We start from the raw sequence: 18060 nt of genomic DNA on the forward strand, positions 1-18060 counted from the left end.
TCTCGAAGAAGGACATCATGCGCTGCCTCAAACGCCACATCGCCCGCGAGATCTACCGGGCCCTCATCAACGACCTCAGGACCCGAGACACCCACGTCCCGACTTCAACCGCCGACCTCGCGAAAGCGGCTTGACATCCATAGGAGCATCGCGCGGCGAGTTCAGCCCAGGCCGAGGGCGTCCAGCATGAACGCGTACTGGAAGGCCGTGTCCCTCCACTTCTCGTACCGGCCGCTCGCGCCGCCGTGTCCGCCGTCCATCTCGGTCTTGAGCACGATCGGCTCGGCGCCCGTGCCCACCTCCCGCAGCCGGGCGACCCACTTCGCCGGCTCCACGTAGAACACCCGCGTGTCGTTCAGGCTGGTGATCGCGGCGATCCGCGGATAGGCCACCGGAGCGATGTTCTCGTAGGGGGAGTAGCCCCGCATGTAGGCGTAGACCTCGGGATCGGTGATCGGGTTGCCCCACTCCTCCCACTCCAGCGCCGAGAGGGGCAGCTCCGGGTCGAGGATGGTGGTCAGGGCGTCGACGAACGGGACGACGGCAACGATCGCCCGGTACTTCTGCGGGGCCAGATTCGCGACGGCGCCCATCAGCAGCCCGCCCGCGGACCCGCCGGTCGCGACGATGCGCGCCGGGTCCGCCCAGCCGGAGGAGACGAGGTAGTCAGTGACGTCGACGAAGTCGGTGAACGAGTGCCGCTTCGCCAGTTTCTTCCCGTCCTCGTACCAGGGCCGGCCGAGCTCACCGCCGCCGCGCACGTGTGCGACGACGAACACGACGCCGCGGTCCAGCAGCGAGAGCCGGGCGACCGAGAAGGCCGGGTCGATGCTGATCTCGTAAGAGCCGTACCCGTACTGGATCACGGGGTGCCGGCCCCCGGGTTCGACGTCGGCGCGCCGCACGATCGACACGGGGATCCGGGCGCCGTCGCGCGCCGTCGCCCAGGCCCGTTCCGCCCGGTAGCGCGCCGGGTCGTAGCCGCCGAGCACCGGGGTCTCCTTGCGCAGGGCCAGGGCGGGCGCGGCCGCGGAGTCGTCCGAGGCGCCGTCCGCCGCATCGCGGGTCGTACCGTCCAGCGTCGGGAAGTAGTCGTAGACCCGGGGCGGCGTGAGGAACGAGGTGTAGGTCAGCCGTGCGACCGGGGCCTCGTACTCGGCACCGATCAGGGAGGCCGAGTACAGCTCCTCCTCGAACCGCGGCTCGGTCTCGGGTCGCTGCTCCGACGTGCCGACCCCGGCGAGTTCGAGCACCTGCACGCGTTCGGTCGTTTCCCGCCGGGCGGCGACGAACAGGTGGGTGCGGTTGGACGCGATCCCGCTCAGCCGCACGGTGCTGCGGTGCTCGATGACGGGGGTCCAGGTCTGCTCGGCGACCGGCTTGCCGGCGTCCGCGGGGTCCATCAGGGCGACCGCCGAGTTGACCGCCTGGTGGTTGTGCAGCAGGACGAACCGGTCCTGCCCGTCGAGGACGACGGGTTCGACGTCGTACAACACCCGGTCGGTACGGTCGATGACGACCTGGAACCCGTCGTCGGCGTGCTTCCCGTCGTCCCCGCCCACGCGCTGCAGCCGGGTCTCGCTGTACTCCGAGTTGCCGGAGGTGACGACCAGCCAGCGGCGGTTCGCGGAGATCTCGGCACCCAGCCACATCCCCGGGTCGTCCTCCCGGGCGACGATCTGATCGGCGGTCGACGGGGTGCCGAGCACGTGCCGGCGCAGCTGGTGGGGGCGCCAGGCGGCGTCGACCACGGTGTAGTACAGACTGCCCCCGTCCGGGTGGAACTGCGCGTCGTAGAAGGTGTCCTCGATGACGTCAGGCAGCAACTCACCCGTGCGCAGATCCTTGACCCGGATGGTGAACCGTTCGTCACCGGCGTCGTCCACACCCCACGCGAGTAGATTCCCGTCGTCGCTGACGGTGAAGCTGCCCAGCGAGAAGAACGGCAGGTTCTCGGCCTCCGCGTTGCCGTCGAGCAGCACCTGCTCGCCGTCCAGGGGCGCGCCTGGCTCGATCACGGGAGGCTCCCAGTGCGCCAGCTCGGTGCCGTCGCCCTCGGCGTGCACCCGGCAGTGGACGGCGTGCTGGCCGCCTTCGACCGTGCGGCTGTAGTACCACCAGCCGTGCCGGCGGGACGGGACGGACAGATCGGTCTCCTGGGTGCGGCTCTTGATCTCGTCGAAGATCCGCTCCCGCAGCGGCTGCTGGCCGGCGGTGACGGCCTCGGTGTAGGCGTTCTCCGCGGTCAGATGCGCCAGCACCTCGGGATCGGACTTCTCCCGCAGCCACTCGTAGTCGTCGACGAGGGTGTCCCCGTGGTGGGTCCGTTCCACCGGGATCCTCCGGGCGACGGGCGGAGTGGGCAACGCAAGGGGGGAGGTGGGGTTGACGTGCTCGCTCATGACTCGATCCTAGGAGGATCCGGTGATCTAGGGTGTGAGCGTGCCTGCTGACTCCGCCGCACCCGATCGCCTCGACACGCCGCCGATCGCCACCGGCCCCGATCGACGCCGCCTGCGCGCCGAGATCCTCCTGGTCCTCGGTCTGTCGCTCGGTCAGTCGGCCGTCTACGCCGTCGTCCAGTTGATCGACAAGTTGACCAGAGGTCCGCTCGGGGGGCAGACCACGACGTTGAACCCGACCCGGAGCGACCGCGAGTACCTGGATCTGACCTACCAGCTGCTCGGTATCGGATTCTCGCTGGTGCCGGTCCTGTTGGTGGTGTTCCTGCTGGCCGGGGCCGGCTTCGGTTCCGGGCTGCGCCCGCTGCGGCGGCTCGGGGTCGACGGCGCCCGGCCGTGGGCCGATCTGTGGCAGGGCGTCTCCCTCTTCGCCGTCATGGGCGGCGGGACCCTCGCGCTCTACGCGGTGGGCCGGGCGCTGGGGATCACGACGGCGCTCGTACCGGCGGCGCTCGGCACGTACTGGTGGACGGTGCCGGTCCTGATCCTCTCCGCGACCCGCGATGCCGTGCTCGAGGAGATCATCGTCGTCGGGTACCTCACCCTGCGGTGGCGCCAACTGGGGTGGTCGACGCCGGCGATCCTCGTGGTCAGCGCGCTGTTCCGCGGCAGTTATCACCTCTATCAGGGCTTCGGGCCGTTCCTGGGCAATGTCGTCATGGGACTCGTCTTCGTCGCCGTCTACCTCAAGGTCCGCCGCGTCATGCCGCTGATCGTCGCGCACGCGCTGCTGAACACCGGGGCGTTCGTCGGCTTCGCGCTGCTCGGCCGGGCCACCGGGTTCGGCTGAGCCGAGGCCGGAAAGTGCCTATGGTCACCCTGCTCGCCGTGGTCTAGGGTGAGTCGCACCGAGCCGGCTGTGTCGGCCCGCGGGCGGGTCCGTATCTCCGCCCGCGGGTGCCAGGGGGAACACGGGATGCCGGCACCGCTGCACCGCATCGCGGGGCTTCACAGGGGGAACCATGAGCGCTCACCACGCCCGGCACCGCGCCGAACCAGCCCGAACCGCCAGTCGTCCCGGAACACTGATGACGCCGCTCGCACGCGGCGGCCGTCGCGCCGCCGTCGCGGTCGTCGTCGGCGCGGCCGTGGGCGCCGCCACCCTGGGCCTGGCCGCCCCGGCCCAGGCGCAGTGGCTTCTCACCGGTCCGGGATCGCCGTCCACGCCGGCGACCACCCCGGCGACCACGCCGGCGACCACGCCGGCGACCACGCCGCCGTCCACGCCGGCGACCACGCCGCCGTCCACGCTGCCGACCACGCCGCCGTCCACCCTGCCGACCACGGCCGCCCCGGCGCGGGGCGGCGCGTGGCCGGTTCCCGACTCCGGCATCCGGACGACCCTCCCGACGACGCTCGGCCCGGTGACCACCTGGCGCACGCCGACGGCGGCGGTGGCCACCGGCAACGCCGCGGCGCTGCGCAACGGCATCGTCGCCACGGCGAAGACCGGGGTGGGCCGGCCGTACGTCTGGGGCGGCACGTCCCCGGTGACCGGCTGGGACTGCGGCGGCTACGTCAGCTGGGTGCTGCGGCAGTACGGCTTCGACCTGCCCGTGCTCGGCGGTGACGCGATGGCCGCCGCGCTCGGAGCGCAGCAGATCCCCCTGTCGGAGGGCAGACCCGGAGACATCATCTGGATCCCCGGACAGCACATCGGCATCTACGACGGCAACGGCGGTGTGTTCGAGGCGCTCAACCCGGTGCAGGGCACCATGTACAACCCGTACCACGGGGGCCTGCTCATCCGGCTGCCCGTCCGGGACAGCTGAGACCACCCGGCGGTGGCGCCCCGGCGGCCGCGCCACCGCTCAGATCGTGATGGTGCCGCGCGGGGTCTCGAAGGTGACGGACAGGACGCCGGGCGTGCCGTTGGGTGCCACCCAGTCGACGTCGACGTCGGCCAGGGCCTCCCGGACGTCCCGTCCCAACCAGTCGGTCACCCGGCTCGGCGAGCCGGCGATCTGCAGCTGGGCGAGTGCGACGTCGGTCGCGGCCGCCGTCGACGGGTGCAGGTCCGGCGGGCTGATCCAGTGCAGCAGGAACGGCACCTGCGGGTCCGCGATCAGGCCCTTGACGCCGATCTGACGCCACTTCAACTCCCGGCCGTCCGGGAACTTGCGGTTGCCGGGCACCGATTCCCGGCCCAGCCGCTTCTCGAACAGGGCCAGGTCGGCCACGCTGACCACCCAGCCGAGCCAGCCGCCACCGAGCTCGGACCGGGCCCGGACCGCCTGACCGAACGGTGCCTTGTCCGCCGACGGGTGGTCGAGCACCTCGACCACCTCGACGTACCGGCCCCGTTCGAGCGGGAAGATGGCGTTGCGGGTGCCGAAGCGCGGGTGGATCCCACCCGTCACCGGGCGCATGCCGAGGGCCTGACCGATCTCGTCGGCGCAGGCGGTCAGCCCGGCGGGTCCGCAGGCGAACGAGACGTGATCCAGGCGCATTCCCTCATCCTTACACCGGCACCCCGGGGACGCTGGTTAGGTGACCCTCATCACTCCCGGCCGTTGGTCGTGACACGTCATCGACTTGCGCGGGGCGGTCGATACACCCAAGACTGGTAGCCACGGTCATGAGCGTCAGCGCCCTGCAGCCCCGGCTCGCTGACCGGCAACCCTCCAACCGCGGTGGGGTGCCCCGGGTGACGACCTGGCGACGCGCGTCCGCGCGCCGCAAGCGCGGGCCGGTGTGCCCCGGGAGTGGCGCATTCGCTTCCCGGACTTGGCCGGCTCCCTCACGAGAGGCACGGCATGTCCACCACCTGGTCCTTCGAGACCCGCCAGATCCACGCCGGCCAACAGCCCGACAGCGCCACCGGGGCGCGGGCGTTGCCGATCTACCAGACCAGCTCCTTCGTCTTCGACGACGCGAACCAGGCGGCCTCCCGGTTCGCCCTGGCCGAGTTGGGCCCGATCTACACCCGGATCGGCAACCCCACCAACGAGGCCGTCGAGAACCGGGTGGCGTCGCTGGAGGGCGGTGTCGGGGCGTTGCTGCTGGCCTCCGGTTCGGCGGCGACGACCTACGCGCTCCTCAACGTCGCCGAGAGCGGCGATCACATCGTCGCCAGTCCCTCCCTGTACGGGGGCACCCACAACCTCTTCCACTACACGCTGCCCAAGCTCGGCATCACCGTCAGCTTCGTCGAGGACCCGGACGACCCGGCGTCCTGGACCGCGGCCGCCCGCCCGAACACGAAGGCGTTCTTCGGGGAGAGCATCTCCAACCCGCGGCAGGACGTGCTCGACATCACCGCCGTCGCCGACGCCGCCCACGCGGCCGGGGTGCCCCTGATCGTCGACAACACGGTGGCCACCCCGTGGCTGATCCGGCCGCTCGAGCACGGCGCCGACGTCGTCGTCCACTCCGCCACCAAGTACCTGGGCGGGCACGGCAACGCCATCGCCGGGGTGATCGTCGACGCCGGCCGCTTCGACTACACCGCCGAGCCGGGTCGCTTCCCCGGCTTCACGGAGCCGGATGAGTCGTACCACGGCCTCGTGTTCGGGCGGGATCTGGGGCAGGGCGGTGCGCTCGGCGCGAACCTGTCCTACATCCTCAAGGCGCGCGTCCAGTGGCTGCGGGACACCGGTGCCGCCGCCAGCCCGTTCAACGCGTTCCTCATCGCGCAGGGCCTGGAGACCCTCAGCCTGCGGATGGACCGCCACGTCGCCAACGCCGAGCGGGTCGCCGCCTGGCTGGAGGCGCGGGACGAGGTGCTCTCCGTCGCCTACGCGGGTCTGCCGTCCAGTTCCTGGTACGAGCTGGGCCGGAAGTACGCGCCGAAGGGTGCGGGCGGTGTGATCGCGTTCGAGATCGACGGCGGCGCCGGGGCCGGGCGCCGGTTCGTCGACGCCCTGACCCTGCACTCGAACGTGGCGAACATCGGGGACGTGCGCTCGCTCGTCATCCACCCGGCGTCCACCACCCACAGCCAGCTCTCGGAGGAGAGCCAGCGCATCGCCGGTGTCAGCCCCGGCCTGGTGCGCCTGTCGGTGGGACTGGAGCACATCGACGACATCCTCGCCGACCTCGCCACCGGGTTCGCCGCGCTCGAGGCCCCCGCCGCGTGAGCGTCGCCCCGGGTCAGCGCGCCCTCCTGCGCCACCGCGACGTCGGGCTGCGCCCGGCCGACGCCGACGACGGTCACGCCGGCGACGGTCACCACCTCGGCCGGTCCGCGCTCGCGTCCCTCGGCGACGCGGCCGCCGCCGTGCGGTTCGGGTCCATCGGCGACCTCCAGCTGGAGACCGGTGGGGTGCTGCCCGACGTCGTGCTCGCCTACGAGACGTGGGGCACGCTGAACGCCGACGCGTCCAACGCCGTCCTGGTCCACCACGCCCTGACGGGCTCCTCGCACGTCGCCCGCGGTGACACGGACGTGCCCGGCTGGTGGGACGCGCTCGTGGGCCCGGGCTGTCCGCTGAACACCGACGAGCTGTTCGTTGTCTCCGTCAACATGGTCGGCGGCTGTTACGGGTCCACGGGGCCCTCCTCGTTCGCCCCGGACGGGCGGCCCTGGGGTTCCCGGTTCCCGCTGATCACCCTCCGCGACGCCGCGCACGCCGAGAAGCGACTCGCCGAGGCCCTGGGGATCGACGCGTTCGCCGTGGTGATCGGGGGGTCCATGGGCGGGGCGCGGGCCCTGGAATGGGCCGTGACCTACCCGGAGGCGGTGCGGCACTGCGCGGTGCTGGCGATCGGGGCCTCATCGACCGCCGAGCAGATTGCGTGGGCGCAGCCGCAGGTGCTGGCCATCCGAAACGACCCTCACTTCGCCGACGGCAACTACTACGACGGGCCGACGCCCGACGCCGGGCTCGGCATCGCCCGCCGGATCGCGCACATCACGTACCGGAGCGAAGCGGAGCTCGGCGCCCGGTTCGGCCGCCGGCCGCAGACGGGGGAGGACCCGCTCAGCGGCACCAGCGCCTCTCGGGGCCGGTACGCGGTCGAGAGCTATCTGGACCACAAGGCCACATCCCTGGCCGGCCGGTTCGACGCCAACAGCTACCTCGTGCTCTCCGACGCGCTGATGAGCCACGACGTCGCCCGCGGCCGGGGCGGCCTGGAGCGGGCGCTCGCCGGTGTGCGGGCCGACTTCCTCGTCGCCGCGGTGACGTCCGACCGGCTCTACCTGCCCGAGCAGTCCTTCGAGCTCGCCGCCGCGTTGCCCGGGGACGTGCCGGTGCACCTGATCGACGCCGCGATCGGGCACGACGGTTTCCTCACCGAGATGGGCCAGCTCGGGGCGCTGCTGGACGCCCACGTCTTCGGCCGCTGACCCGGTCCGCCGCTCGCGGTGCAACGGCTACCGCGAGTGTGGCGGGTGAAGTTGCTGAGACGGTGCCGGCGCCCCATCCGTCCCGCCGGTCACACTCACTGTGGTGGTTGGTTCGGGTGGCGCTGCTGAGATGATGCGTGCCTCAGTCGCGGACCCGCGCACGCCCTCCGCCGCCGAAGGACTCCTCCGTCAGGGTTCTCGGACTAACCGATGACAGCGCCATCGAGTGTGACCGGTGGGGTTGGTGTGGCGTGGACGCCGCCACTCCGGTCACTTCCGTCCCATTCGGTGGCGCGATTGTCGGGTGACGGCTCGTGCCCGGTGTCCCATGCCCGGCGACGCAGTCCGTCAGGGCCGCAGGGCCGGAGCCCCACCGGTGACCGACTCGACCGCGAGGGTCCCGCCGAAACCGAGCAGCACCACGCCGGTGATCCGGTCGATGACGCGGAGCGACCGAGGGCTGGACAGCCACCGGCGCGCCCAGCGGCCCCCGGAGATCAGGACGGAGAACCGCCCCATCGTCAGGGCGGCGTGCACGCCGGCGAGGATCGCGCCCATCAGCAGCGGCGGCACCCCGGCGGGCAGGAACTGGGGGATCGTCGCGATGTAGAACACGCCGACCTTGGGGTTGAGCAGGTTCGTCCCGGCACCGACGAGCCACCCACGCGATGCGGAGGTCGGCATCGGCGGGAGCCGGTCGCCCCGTTGCTGCCGCACGGGTCGGCCGTGCCGCAGCGAACGGACGATCATCGACCCCCGAGCCAGAGCATGTACGCCGCCCCGGCGACGGCGCCCGGTACGCCAGCTCGGACGCGGTCAGCAGCGCCGAGACGCCGACGGCCGCGGCGACGCCCCACACCGTGGCCCCGGTCGCGACGCCGGCCGCTGTCGCCCACGCGTACGGACGTGACCGGGTGAGAGAGGACCGCAGCACCAGGGCGGTGTCGAGGCCGGGCACCAGCGTGAGCGGGCCGGCCACGAGGGCGAAGGCGAGGACGGCGTCGAGCATGGTCACCGGATCAGGCTACGGGGCTCACTCCGAGCCCGGGGGCATACCGGGACCGAAAACCGGGCCGGCCATCGGCCGTTTCGCGGTGATGTGGTCCCCGGACGAGACCCGCCGGAGCCGCCGCAGCACCCACGGGGCGAAGTACTCGCGGGCCCACACCAGGTCCTCCGCCCGGGCCTGCCGCCACGTCCGGGCCGGCAGGGGGCTGGCTTCGAGCGGGTGCAGATCCTCGTGCGGCACGTTCAGGGCGTCGAGCGCCATCATCGCGATGGTGTGGTGGCCCAGCGGGGAGAAGTGCAGCCGGTCCGGTGCCCACATCTGCGGCTGCAGCAGTTCCCGCAGCGCCCACATGTCGGCGATGACGGCGTCGTGCCGCTTCGCGACGGTGTGCAGGTTCTCGTTGAAGATCGCCACCCGGCCCCGGATCGCCCCGAGCACGGGGGTGTCCCGGATGTCGGGACCGGTGAACAGCAGCACCGTCGCTCCCGAGTCCGCGAGCCGGCCGACGGCGCCGTCGAGCCGGGCGGCGACGGCGTCCGGGTCGGCCCGACGGATGATGTCGTTCCCGCCCGCGGAGACGGTGACCAGATCGGGCTTCAGCTCCAGCGCCGGCTCCAGCTGCTCGGCGACGATCCGGTCCAGCAGCCGGCCGCGGACGGCGAGGTTGGCGTAGGCGAAGTCGTGGGAGGTGCGCGCCAGCTCCTCCGCGAGCCGGTCCGCCCAGCCCCGGTGACCGCCCTGCGCCGACGGCTCCGGATCCCCGATGCCCTCGGTGAACGAGTCGCCGATCGCGACGTAGCGGGTCCACGGGTGCACGGGGTCGGACTGGTCGGTCGCGTCGTGGTCGGTCCGGTACTGGTCGGTCCGGTGCGGATGTGTCGCGTTCTCACTCACGCGTTCATCGTGCCACTCCCCCCCCGGAGGACGGTCGGTGCTGACGGTCGCGGCCGTGGCACAATGGCGCGGTGACTTCCCCTGACCTGTCCGTCTGGTGGTCCGCGCCCGAATCCGAGCGTGCGGGTACGCCTCTCGTCGTCCTGCTGCACGGGTACGGCGCCGACGAGCACGACCTCGCCGCGCTCGTGCCGTTCCTGCCCGCCGGCATCACCTACGCCGCCGTCCGGGCTCCGCACCGGATGGAACCGGGCTTCTCGTGGTTCGATCTGCAGTTCGACGCGGCCGGCAGCGCCGTCGGTTTCTCCACCGGGGCCGCGATCGCCTCCTGCCGCACGCTGTTCGCCTGGCTCCACGGGGTCCGTGGCGAGTTCGCCAGCGTCAGCCTGTTCGGCTTCTCCCAGGGCATGGCGGTGGCGACGTCGATGCTGCGGCACGCGCCCGACGACTTCGTCGTCGTCGTCGGCTGCTCCGGTTTCGTGCTGGTCGATGCCGGGGACATCGACGCTCAGTCCGACGGCTTCTTCAACGATGCGGCCCTGGCTGCCCGTCGACCGCCGCTGTTCTGGGGCCGCGACCAGGCGGACGACGTGATCCCGGCCGAGCTGGCGCAGCAGACCGCCGCATGGCTGCGCGACCGGGTGGAGCTGACGAAGGTGCTGTACGCCGGGATGGGCCACGGCATCAGCGAGCAGGAACTGCGGCACGTGAACGAGTTCCTCACCCACCACCTGCTGCGCTGACCCGGCGGCGCATGCCGGCACTCAGCCGAGGTCGGACGGCAGAGGGCATTCGCGCGGTACGGCCGAAGCGTCAGGCGATCCGCACGCCGGTGCCGTTGACCTCGACGACGTCACCAGATCTCAGTTGACGGCCGCGGCGGGTCTCGATGTCCCCGTTGACGATGACCAGACCCTCCTCCACCAGGCGTCTCGCGTCGATGCCGTTCTCGGCCAGGTTGGCCAGCTTGAGCAACTGACCGAGCCGGATGAACTCGTCGCGCAGGCCGATCTCCTTGATGTCGCTCACCGGCTCAGTGTCCCATGGACGGGGTGGGCCGGTCCCGCCTCGTACGCCCGCCCCGGGCTGTTTCCGCCTCGCACGCCAGCCCGAACAGTGGGGCTGTTGTTCGGGCTGGGGCGCTCTGGCCCGAACAGTGGTGCCGTTGTTCGGGCCGGCGTGCGAGGTCTGGGTCGGCGTGTGAGGCGCGGACCGGCCGGTTCGGGACGACCCCGTGGCCCCGGCCTAGGCTGACGGGTGTGACTCCTGACCGCGTGACACGCGACGACCCCGATACCGCTCCCACCGGCCACGCCGACTCCCGAACGCACAGCATTCCCGCGCCGATCGGCGTGCTGCTCGCCATCGTCGCCGGTGTCGCGTTCGCCCTGCAGTCCCGCATCACCGGCGCGGTCGCCGGTCAGCTGCACGACGGCTTCGCCGCGGCGGCGCTGAGCTTCGGTGTCGGTGCCGTCGCCCTGGTGATCGGGGTGGCGGTGATCCCGGCCGGTCGACGGTCGTTCGCTCGGCTGGTGCACGGCCTACGGGCCGGTGACCCGCCGAGCTGGTATCTCGTCGCGGGAGGAATCGGAGCGGGCGTCGTGCTGGCGCAGGGCTTGACCGTCGGCGTCCTGGGCGTCGCCATCTTCACTATCGCGCTCGTCGCCGGCCAGACGCTCAGCGGGGTGCTCGTGGACGCCGCCGGCTTCGGCACTCATCAGCGCCGGCCGCCGACCCTGCCCCGCTCCGTCGGCTCGGTACTCACCATCGTCGCCGTCGTGTGGGCCGTCGAATCGCGCTTCACCGGGGGCACCGACGTCGCGGCGATCATCGGGCCCCTGCTGCTGCCGTTCGCCGGTGGCTTGCTCTTCGGGTTCCAGCAGGCGATGAACGGGCGGATCGGCAGCATCGCCGGCACCCCGATGATCTCCGCCCTGACCAACTTCACGGTCGGCGCGCTCGTGCTGCTCCTCGCCTGGGGGGTCAAGCAGCTGGTGGTCCCGACGACGGAGCCGCTGCCGACGGCGTGGTGGGCCTACCTGCCCGGTCTGCTCGGCATCGCCGTCGTCTCCATCAGCGCGATGCTCGTGCCCCGCCTCGGGGTACTGCTGCTCGGCCTGGGCATCATCGCCGGCCAGCTCGTCGGCTCCCTCGGCCTGGACGTCATCGTGCCGACGCCCGGCGTCCACGTCGCCCTCTCCACCGTCGGCGGTACCGCGCTCACCCTCGTCGCCGTCGCCGTCGCCACCGTGCCGTGGCGCTCGGACCGGGCGCTGCTCGCCGCCGGCCGCCGGTCGCGCCAGCGCGTGGTCAGCGACGGGCCCGACGGCCGCACCGGCCGCACGGGCGAGACCGACGCCGACCGGGCCGCGCGGTAGGGTGGTAGCTGCCTTTCCCGACCCGGCCGGCCGATCTTCCGCGAGCGCCGGGAGTCCCGGGAGAGGGTTCCGGCCTGGGGCCGCATCCAGCGGCCACGACCCCATGGGAGTTTCCACCTGATGCCTGCAACCCGCCTCGATTCCGTCATCAACCTGGCCAAGCGCCGCGGCTTCGTCTTCCAGGCGGGTGAGATCTACGGCGGTTCCCGGTCGGCCTGGGACTACGGACCGCTCGGCGCGGAGTTGAAGGAGAACATCAAGACCGCTTGGTGGCAGACGTTCGTGCGCGGCCGGGAGGACATGGTCGGCCTGGATTCCTCGATCATCCTGCCGAAGCGGGTGTGGGAGGCCTCCGGCCACGTCGCCACGTTCACCGACCCGCTCGTCGAGTCCCTGCACACGCACAAGCGCTACCGGGCGGACCACCTGGTGGAGGCGTACATCGCCAAGCACGGCAGACCACCGGTCAACGGTCTTGCCGACATCCGCGACCCGGAGACCGGCCAGGAGGGCAACTGGACCGAGCCCCAGCAGTTCTCCGGTCTGATGAAGACGTTCCTCGGCCCCGTGGACAACGAGGAGGGCCTGCACTACCTGCGACCGGAGACGGCGCAGGGCATCTTCGTCAACTTCCTCAACGTCGTCACCGCCGCCCGGAAGAAGCCGCCGTTCGGGATCGGGCAGGTCGGCAAAGCGTTCCGCAATGAGATCACCCCGGGCAACTTCATCTTCCGCACCCGCGAGTTCGAGCAGATGGAGATCGAGTTCTTCACCGCGCCGGACGACGCCGCCCGGTGGTTCGAGCACTGGGTGGAGGTTTGCTGGGACTGGTTCACCGACCTGGGCATCGACCCGGACAACATGCGCCGCTTCGACGTGCCCGAGGACGAGCGGGCGCACTACTCGGCCGGCACCATCGACCTGGAGTACCGGTTCGGGTTCCAGGGCAGTGAGTGGGGAGAGCTGATGGGCGTGGCCAACCGCACGGACTTCGATCTGAGCAACCACTCCGACGCCTCGGGCACCAAGCTGCAGTACTTCGACCAGAACTCGGGCGACCGGTACACCCCGTACGTCATCGAGCCGTCCTTCGGCCTGACCCGTTCGATGATGGCGTTCCTCGTCGACGCGTACGCCGAGGACGAGGCGCCCAACGCCAAGGGCGGCGTCGACAAGCGGACCGTGCTCAAGCTCGACCCGCGGCTCGCGCCGGTCAAGGCGGCCGTGCTGCCGCTGTCCCGGAACGAGAACCTGTCACCGAAGGCCCGAGACCTGGCCGCTGAGCTGCGGAAGCGCTGGAACATCGACTTCGACGACGCCGGGGCGATCGGCCGCCGCTACCGCCGGCAGGACGAGATCGGTACCCCGTTCTGCGTCACCGTGGACTTCGACACCCTCGATGACCAGGCCGTCACCATCCGGGAGCGGGACACCATGGGCCAGGAGCGCGTCGCCCTGGACCGGGTCACGGCCTACCTCTCCGAGCGGCTGGCCGGCGCATGAGTATCACGTACCGCGCCTGGGCCGAGGGTGACGACCTGGCCCTGCTGCAGATCCTGGGCGACGCCTCCCACCCCGCCCTGGCCGAGGGGCGCGCCCTGCTGCGGCCGGCGTCGGAGAGCCCGTTCGTGCGCACCGTCGTCGCCGAGGACGACGGCGTTCCGGTCGCCGCCGGCGTCGTCAGCGAGGCGTCGGTGCACCCGGAGCGGCTGTGGGTGTACATCGAGGTCGCGCGCGAACGGCAGCGGGAGGGTATCGGCTCGACCGTGCTGGCCATGCTGCGGCGCCAGATGGACGCCGCTCCGGTGCAACGGCTGCGGGCGAAGGTGGACCTGGACTCGCCCGGCGCGCACTTCGCCGCGGCTGCCGGGTTCCGGCCCCTGCAGCAGTCCCGCGTGGTGGTCGTCCACCCGAAGGCGCTGCCGTTGGTTCCGTTGCACGAGGACGGCTCCCAGGTCATCGAGGACCTGGCCACCGGGTCCGTGGAGCTGACCACGGCGCTGTGGGAGTTCTACCGGGCGGTGCACCAGTGGGATCCGCCCGCCGACCTGTCCGTGGGCCGGGTCAACCAGCTGTTCCTCGGAGAGGCCTCGGGAGCGCACGGTGCCGTCGTGCTCCGGGAGGGTGGCGCGATCAAGGCGTTCGCGGTCAGTTATGCCGCCGCCGCCCCGGACAACCCGGCGCTCGACCCGTCCGCGGATCGGCCCGACGACGAGCCGACGGACGTGCTGCTCGGTTACGACCCGACGGCGCACAACCCGGCGTTCGCGTTGGGTCAGCTGCTGGCGCTGCTGGTCGCCAGTTACCCCGTGGCCGTGGAGGTGGACGAGTCGATGGGCGACCTCGCCGACCTGCTCGCGCCGCTGATCGCCGGGGGCCAGGCCGAGGTCGTCCAGCAGACCCTCATCGTCGCGGACTGAGCCGGCGGCGGCGCAGCCGACGTGGAGCAGCCCGCGGGGGAGTGGGCGGCGCGGCGTCGCCGACACTACGGCGCCGTCGTGGGACGACCCGCGTGGAGTGGGCGGCGCGGAGTGGTTGAATGGGAACGACGCCGCGCTCGGCTTCCGTGCCGGACGGCGTCACGGGGGTGGGGCCCGCCGTCCCCAACCTCGGCCGCGCGGTGTTCGCGCGGTTCCGACAACGGTCCCTGTCCCGTCATCGGGCTGCCCCGGGCAGCCACGTCATCACGGACAGGAGCACACATGCCCGTCTCCACGCCCGGCCCGGACCGCCCAGGCCCGGAACGCCCGGCACCGCAACGCCCCCGACCCGTCGTCGTCGGCGTCACCGAGCGCCAGGCCGCCGTCGTGCTCGACGCCGCCGCGGACTTCGCCATCCGACTGGGCGCCCCGCTCATTCTCGTCGCCGCGGATCCGACGCACCTCCCGGTCGACCCGCGCCGGGCGGCCGACCCGGACGCGCCGGTCACGGCGCTCGATCCGGACGAGCAGGACGACGACGCCCGGCCGCGGCTGCGGCGGTTCCTCGAGCAGCGTGTCGCCGCCCTGCGAGCCGAGCGGGATCTCGACCCCGCCATCCGCTTGCTGCCCGGCGATCCGGCCGCGGCCCTGACCGCCGTGGCCGCGGCCGTGGGGGCGCAGGTGATCGTCGTCGGGACGGCCGATCGGTCCTTCCGCGCCGGTGTGCGCGAGTTCTTCGAGGGCTCGGTCGCCACCCACCTGGCGCACCGGCAGCCGGTGCCGGTGCTGGTCGTGCCCACCCTGGCGAGCCGGGGACGAGGCGGCGCATGAGGAGGCCGGACACGCCGACGGATTCGGTTGCACCGGCGCCACCGGCGTCACCCGGCCGACCGGTGGACCCCGACGCCGGAGGAACCGACGCGGTCGGATCCGGCCCCGGTAGCGGGCCGGTCCGACGCCGCCCGGTGCATCTGCGGGTGCGCTGGGTGCTGCTCGTGGCGCTGGGCGGGATGATCGGCACGGCCGTCCGGGAGGCCCTCGTGCTCGCGTTCCCGGCTCCGGCGCACGGTTTCCCGTTGACCGTCTTGGGCATCAACGTGATCGGGGCGTTCGCGCTGGGGTCGCTGCTGGAGTTCCTCGCCCGGCGCGGTCCCGACCAAGGGGCTCGCCGTGCCGCGCGTCTGGGACTCGGGACGGGGGTGCTGGGCGGATTCACCACCTACAGTGCGCTCGCCGCGGACACGGCGCAGTTGGTGGGACCGGCCCCCGGTACTGGGCTGCTCTACCTGGCCGCCAGCGTGATCGTCGGCACGGCCGCGGCGTGGGTGGGGATCGCTGCGGCAGCTGCCTTCTCGCGTCGGCGGGAACGACGTCGAGCACGTCGTCATGACCGTCGGCGGGCCGGAGCGGCCACGTGATCGGCCCCGCCCTGTTCCTCGGCCTCGCGGTCAGCGGCGGAGCGGGAGCGGGAGCCCGGTTCGTCGTCGACGGGCTCGTCCGCTCCCGCACTCGGGGCACCTTCCCGTGGGCCACCGTGCTGATCAACGTGACGGGATCACTGCTGCTCGGCGTGCTCACCGGCCTCGGCGCCACGCACGGGCTCAGCCGCGACTGGGTGCTGGTCCTCGGGGGTGGTCTGCTCGGTGGCTACACCACCTTCAGCACGGCCAGCGTGGAGACCGTCCGGCTGGCTCGGGGGGGCCGTCTCCTGGCGTCGGCCGGCAACGCGGTGGGTACCGCGGTGACCACCGTGGCCGCCGCGGCGCTCGGCCTGTGGCTCACCGGCGCGCTCTGAACCCGCGCCGCCGCCACCGGCCCGGGCGCCCCGCCACCTCGACCACGCCGAGTGGTCAATTGATGGGCGAATCTCGCCTGAGATCCAGCGAGTTCACGCGTCAATTGACCAGTCGACTGGTGACCCGGGCAGGAAGCGAACCGGACGGGCCGGAGCGGGGGCGGTGACGGAGCCGGGACGGCGATCACCTGTCGCGGTAGCGCTTCGCGTTGCCCAGGGCCGTCCGCAGGCCGTCCGCGCCGTACCGGTCGACGTACGCCTCGGTGTCCCGCTGGTAGCGCCAGCCCTCCGCCAGCGGTCCGACGTCGACGACGTCGAACCCGAAATCGTTGATCAGCATGGCGACCTGTTGCCGGGCACTCGCGTCGTCCCCGGCCACGGCGAGGGCCCGGCGTCCGGGCGTCCCCTCCGGCTGCCCCTGGGTGGCGAGGTCCTTGAAGTGGATGTGGTTGAAGGCCTTCACCACGTGCGATTCGGGCAGGTGCGCCTGCAGCAGTTCGCTGGAGGTGGTCTCCTCCGCGTCCAGCTCGGGGAAGGACCCGTCGCGCTGCGGGTAGTAGTTGTTCGTGTCGATGACGATCTTGCTGGCCAGCGCGTCGACGGGCACGTCCCGGTAGGCCTTCAGGGGGATGGTGACGACGGCGATGTCGGCCAGCCGTGCCGCCTCGTCCGCTCGCTCGGCTCGAGCGCGCGGCCCCAGGTCGGCGGCGAGCCCCTCGAGCGTCTCCGGTCCGCGGGAGTTGCTCATCACGACGTCGTAGCCGTGGTCGACGGCGAGCTTCGCCAGGGTCGATCCGATGTTGCCGCTTCCGATGAATCCGATCGTGGTCATGGTGACGCCAACCACCCCGACGCCTTGGCCATTCCCCGCTCCAATGGCGCCAGCTCGTCGATTGATGTGCGAAAACCACGGATTTCGGCCGAGATGGAACACCTGTTGACGAGCTGGCGAAGGGGCGGAGGTCAGGCACCCGTGCGCAGCAGCTGCTCGAACGTCATCGGGGCGGTGCCGGTGACGCGCTCGACGTCGTCGGTCACCGGCGCGAGTACGCCGGAGGCGATCGCCGTGTAGGTGGAGATCCACGCCTGCACCTGCCAGTCGGGTGCGCCGTACACCGACCGTGACGCGTGCGCCTGGGCGAGCGTCTCGTCCTCGTACCGGTACGGCTCTGCCCTGACCTCCGTCAACGTCGCCGCGATCTGTTCCAGGGTCAACGACTGCGGCCCGGTCAGGGTGTAGGTGACGTTCCGGTGTGCTGCGGGATCCCGCAGCACGGTGACGGCGACGCGGGCGACGTCGGCCCGAGCCACCCCGGAGACCCGCCCGTCACCCGCCGGGCCCCGGATCACCCGGTCGTCCCCGGCGAACAGCTCGAAAATGTCGAGGTAGAAGTTGTCCCGCAGCAGGGTGAACGCCAGCCCGGATTCCCGCAGGATCTCCTCGGTGGCCCAGTGGTCGCGGCCGAGGGTGAACGTGGAGTCGTCGGAGGCGGCCGCGAACGACGTGTAGACCACATGCTCGACGTTCGCCCGGGCGGCCGCGTCGATGAAGCAGCGGTGCTGCTCGACGCGGTCCGCGCTCTCCCCGGCCGAGACCATGAACAGCACGTCGGTGCCGCGCAGTGCCGCCACCGCGGCGTCGTGATCGGCGTACTCCGCGACGCGGGTCTGGGCGCCCGGCAGCCGCGGGGCTCGGGACGCGTCGCGGACCAGCAGTCGCGGGGCGATGCCGTCGTCGGCGAGCGCACGGGCGACCCGGCCGCCCACCTCGCCCGTGGCACCCGTGATGGTGAGGGTCGTGGTCATGACGTC

18 protein-coding genes, 1 pseudogene and 1 riboswitch are annotated in these 18060 nt (G+C 72.0%); of the genes and pseudogenes, 11 read left to right on the forward strand and 8 right to left on the reverse strand.

The window, feature by feature from the left end:
- Positions 1–161: 161 nt before the first annotated feature.
- On the reverse strand, positions 162–2402 hold the full coding sequence (locus tag BKD30_RS10050; RefSeq protein WP_076704405.1) for a S9 family peptidase: 2241 nt from the start codon (positions 2400–2402) through the stop codon (positions 162–164).
- An 85-nt stretch (positions 2403–2487) separates the two neighbouring features.
- Here BKD30_RS10050 and BKD30_RS10055 point away from each other — a divergent pair, with 85 nt between their 5' ends.
- A complete protein-coding gene (locus tag BKD30_RS10055) occupies positions 2488–3252 on the forward strand; it encodes a CPBP family intramembrane glutamic endopeptidase (protein WP_076704443.1) in 765 nt (254 codons plus the stop codon).
- Positions 3253–3490: 238 nt separating this feature from the next.
- Positions 3491–4234, forward strand: coding sequence for a C40 family peptidase (locus BKD30_RS10060; protein ID WP_076704407.1), 744 nt, complete (start codon positions 3491–3493; stop codon positions 4232–4234).
- Between the two features lie 39 nt (positions 4235–4273).
- Here the strand turns inward: BKD30_RS10060 and BKD30_RS10065 are convergent, their stop codons facing one another.
- On the reverse strand, positions 4274–4912 hold the full coding sequence (locus tag BKD30_RS10065) for a VOC family protein (RefSeq protein ID WP_076704409.1): 639 nt from the start codon (positions 4910–4912) through the stop codon (positions 4274–4276).
- Positions 4913–5036: 124 nt separating this feature from the next.
- A riboswitch (SAM riboswitch) is annotated at positions 5037–5153 on the forward strand.
- A gap of 65 nt (positions 5154–5218) precedes the next feature.
- Here BKD30_RS10065 and BKD30_RS10070 point away from each other — a divergent pair.
- Together BKD30_RS10070 and metX are read left to right on the forward strand one after the other, a co-directional pair.
- Complete coding sequence (locus BKD30_RS10070) at positions 5219–6541, forward strand: bifunctional o-acetylhomoserine/o-acetylserine sulfhydrylase (RefSeq protein ID WP_076704410.1); 1323 nt, start codon at positions 5219–5221, stop codon at positions 6539–6541.
- Between the two features lie 140 nt (positions 6542–6681).
- Complete coding sequence (metX, locus tag BKD30_RS10075) at positions 6682–7752, forward strand: homoserine O-acetyltransferase MetX (RefSeq protein ID WP_076704444.1); 1071 nt, start codon at positions 6682–6684, stop codon at positions 7750–7752.
- 348 nt (positions 7753–8100) lie between these two features.
- On the opposite strand, the gene BKD30_RS16945 is transcribed toward metX, so the two are convergent.
- The 3 genes and pseudogenes from BKD30_RS16945 to BKD30_RS10085 form a co-directional block, all read right to left on the reverse strand.
- Positions 8101–8436, reverse strand: a complete 336-nt coding sequence (locus BKD30_RS16945) for a LysE family translocator (protein WP_328586909.1) — start codon at positions 8434–8436, stop codon at positions 8101–8103.
- Positions 8437–8611: 175 nt separating this feature from the next.
- A pseudogene (locus BKD30_RS16950) lies at positions 8612–8761 on the reverse strand (LysE family translocator); the annotation flags it as partial.
- A gap of 24 nt (positions 8762–8785) precedes the next feature.
- A complete protein-coding gene (locus tag BKD30_RS10085; RefSeq protein ID WP_076704445.1) occupies positions 8786–9577 on the reverse strand; it encodes an SGNH/GDSL hydrolase family protein in 792 nt (263 codons plus the stop codon).
- 149 nt (positions 9578–9726) lie between these two features.
- Between BKD30_RS10085 and BKD30_RS10090 the strand changes: the two genes are divergently transcribed.
- Positions 9727–10398: an alpha/beta hydrolase gene (locus BKD30_RS10090; RefSeq protein WP_076704412.1), complete on the forward strand. Its 672-nt coding sequence runs from the start codon at positions 9727–9729 to the stop codon at positions 10396–10398.
- A gap of 70 nt (positions 10399–10468) precedes the next feature.
- On the opposite strand, the gene BKD30_RS10095 is transcribed toward BKD30_RS10090, so the two are convergent.
- Positions 10469–10684: an RNA-binding S4 domain-containing protein gene (locus tag BKD30_RS10095; RefSeq protein WP_076704413.1), complete on the reverse strand. Its 216-nt coding sequence runs from the start codon at positions 10682–10684 to the stop codon at positions 10469–10471.
- Between the two features lie 245 nt (positions 10685–10929).
- On the opposite strand from BKD30_RS10095, the gene BKD30_RS10100 reads away from it, so the two are divergent.
- The 6 genes from BKD30_RS10100 to BKD30_RS10125 all read left to right on the forward strand — a co-directional run bounded on the left by BKD30_RS10100 (position 10930) and on the right by BKD30_RS10125 (position 16248).
- Entirely contained in the window at positions 10930–12033 is a 1104-nt protein-coding gene (locus tag BKD30_RS10100; RefSeq protein WP_076704415.1) for a DMT family transporter, read from the forward strand.
- A gap of 120 nt (positions 12034–12153) precedes the next feature.
- Positions 12154–13536 (forward strand): glycine--tRNA ligase, encoded by a 1383-nt coding sequence (locus BKD30_RS10105; protein ID WP_173893097.1) that lies wholly within the window; start codon positions 12154–12156, stop codon positions 13534–13536.
- Positions 13533–14453 (forward strand): GNAT family N-acetyltransferase, encoded by a 921-nt coding sequence (locus BKD30_RS10110; protein WP_076704418.1) that lies wholly within the window; start codon positions 13533–13535, stop codon positions 14451–14453. Before BKD30_RS10105 ends, BKD30_RS10110 begins: the two co-directional genes overlap by 4 nt.
- A gap of 282 nt (positions 14454–14735) precedes the next feature.
- On the forward strand, positions 14736–15284 hold the full coding sequence (locus tag BKD30_RS10115; protein ID WP_076704419.1) for a universal stress protein: 549 nt from the start codon (positions 14736–14738) through the stop codon (positions 15282–15284).
- Positions 15285–15346: 62 nt separating this feature from the next.
- Positions 15347–15871 (forward strand): fluoride efflux transporter FluC, encoded by a 525-nt coding sequence (locus BKD30_RS10120; RefSeq protein WP_408033374.1) that lies wholly within the window; start codon positions 15347–15349, stop codon positions 15869–15871.
- Positions 15868–16248, forward strand: a complete 381-nt coding sequence (locus BKD30_RS10125; RefSeq protein WP_076704421.1) for a CrcB family protein — start codon at positions 15868–15870, stop codon at positions 16246–16248. The genes BKD30_RS10120 and BKD30_RS10125 overlap by 4 nt, the downstream gene beginning before the upstream one ends.
- Before the next feature lie 184 nt (positions 16249–16432).
- Here the strand turns inward: BKD30_RS10125 and BKD30_RS10130 are convergent, their stop codons facing one another.
- Both BKD30_RS10130 and BKD30_RS10135 read right to left on the reverse strand, forming a co-directional pair.
- Complete coding sequence (locus BKD30_RS10130; RefSeq protein WP_076704422.1) at positions 16433–17080, reverse strand: NADPH-dependent F420 reductase; 648 nt, start codon at positions 17078–17080, stop codon at positions 16433–16435.
- Positions 17081–17211: 131 nt separating this feature from the next.
- Entirely contained in the window at positions 17212–18054 is an 843-nt protein-coding gene (locus BKD30_RS10135) for an SDR family oxidoreductase (RefSeq protein WP_076704424.1), read from the reverse strand.
- Between the last annotated feature and the right edge of the window lie 6 nt (positions 18055–18060).

This window comes from Tersicoccus phoenicis (genome assembly GCF_001968835.1).
Classification (GTDB): Bacteria; Actinomycetota; Actinomycetes; order Actinomycetales; family Micrococcaceae; genus Tersicoccus; species Tersicoccus phoenicis.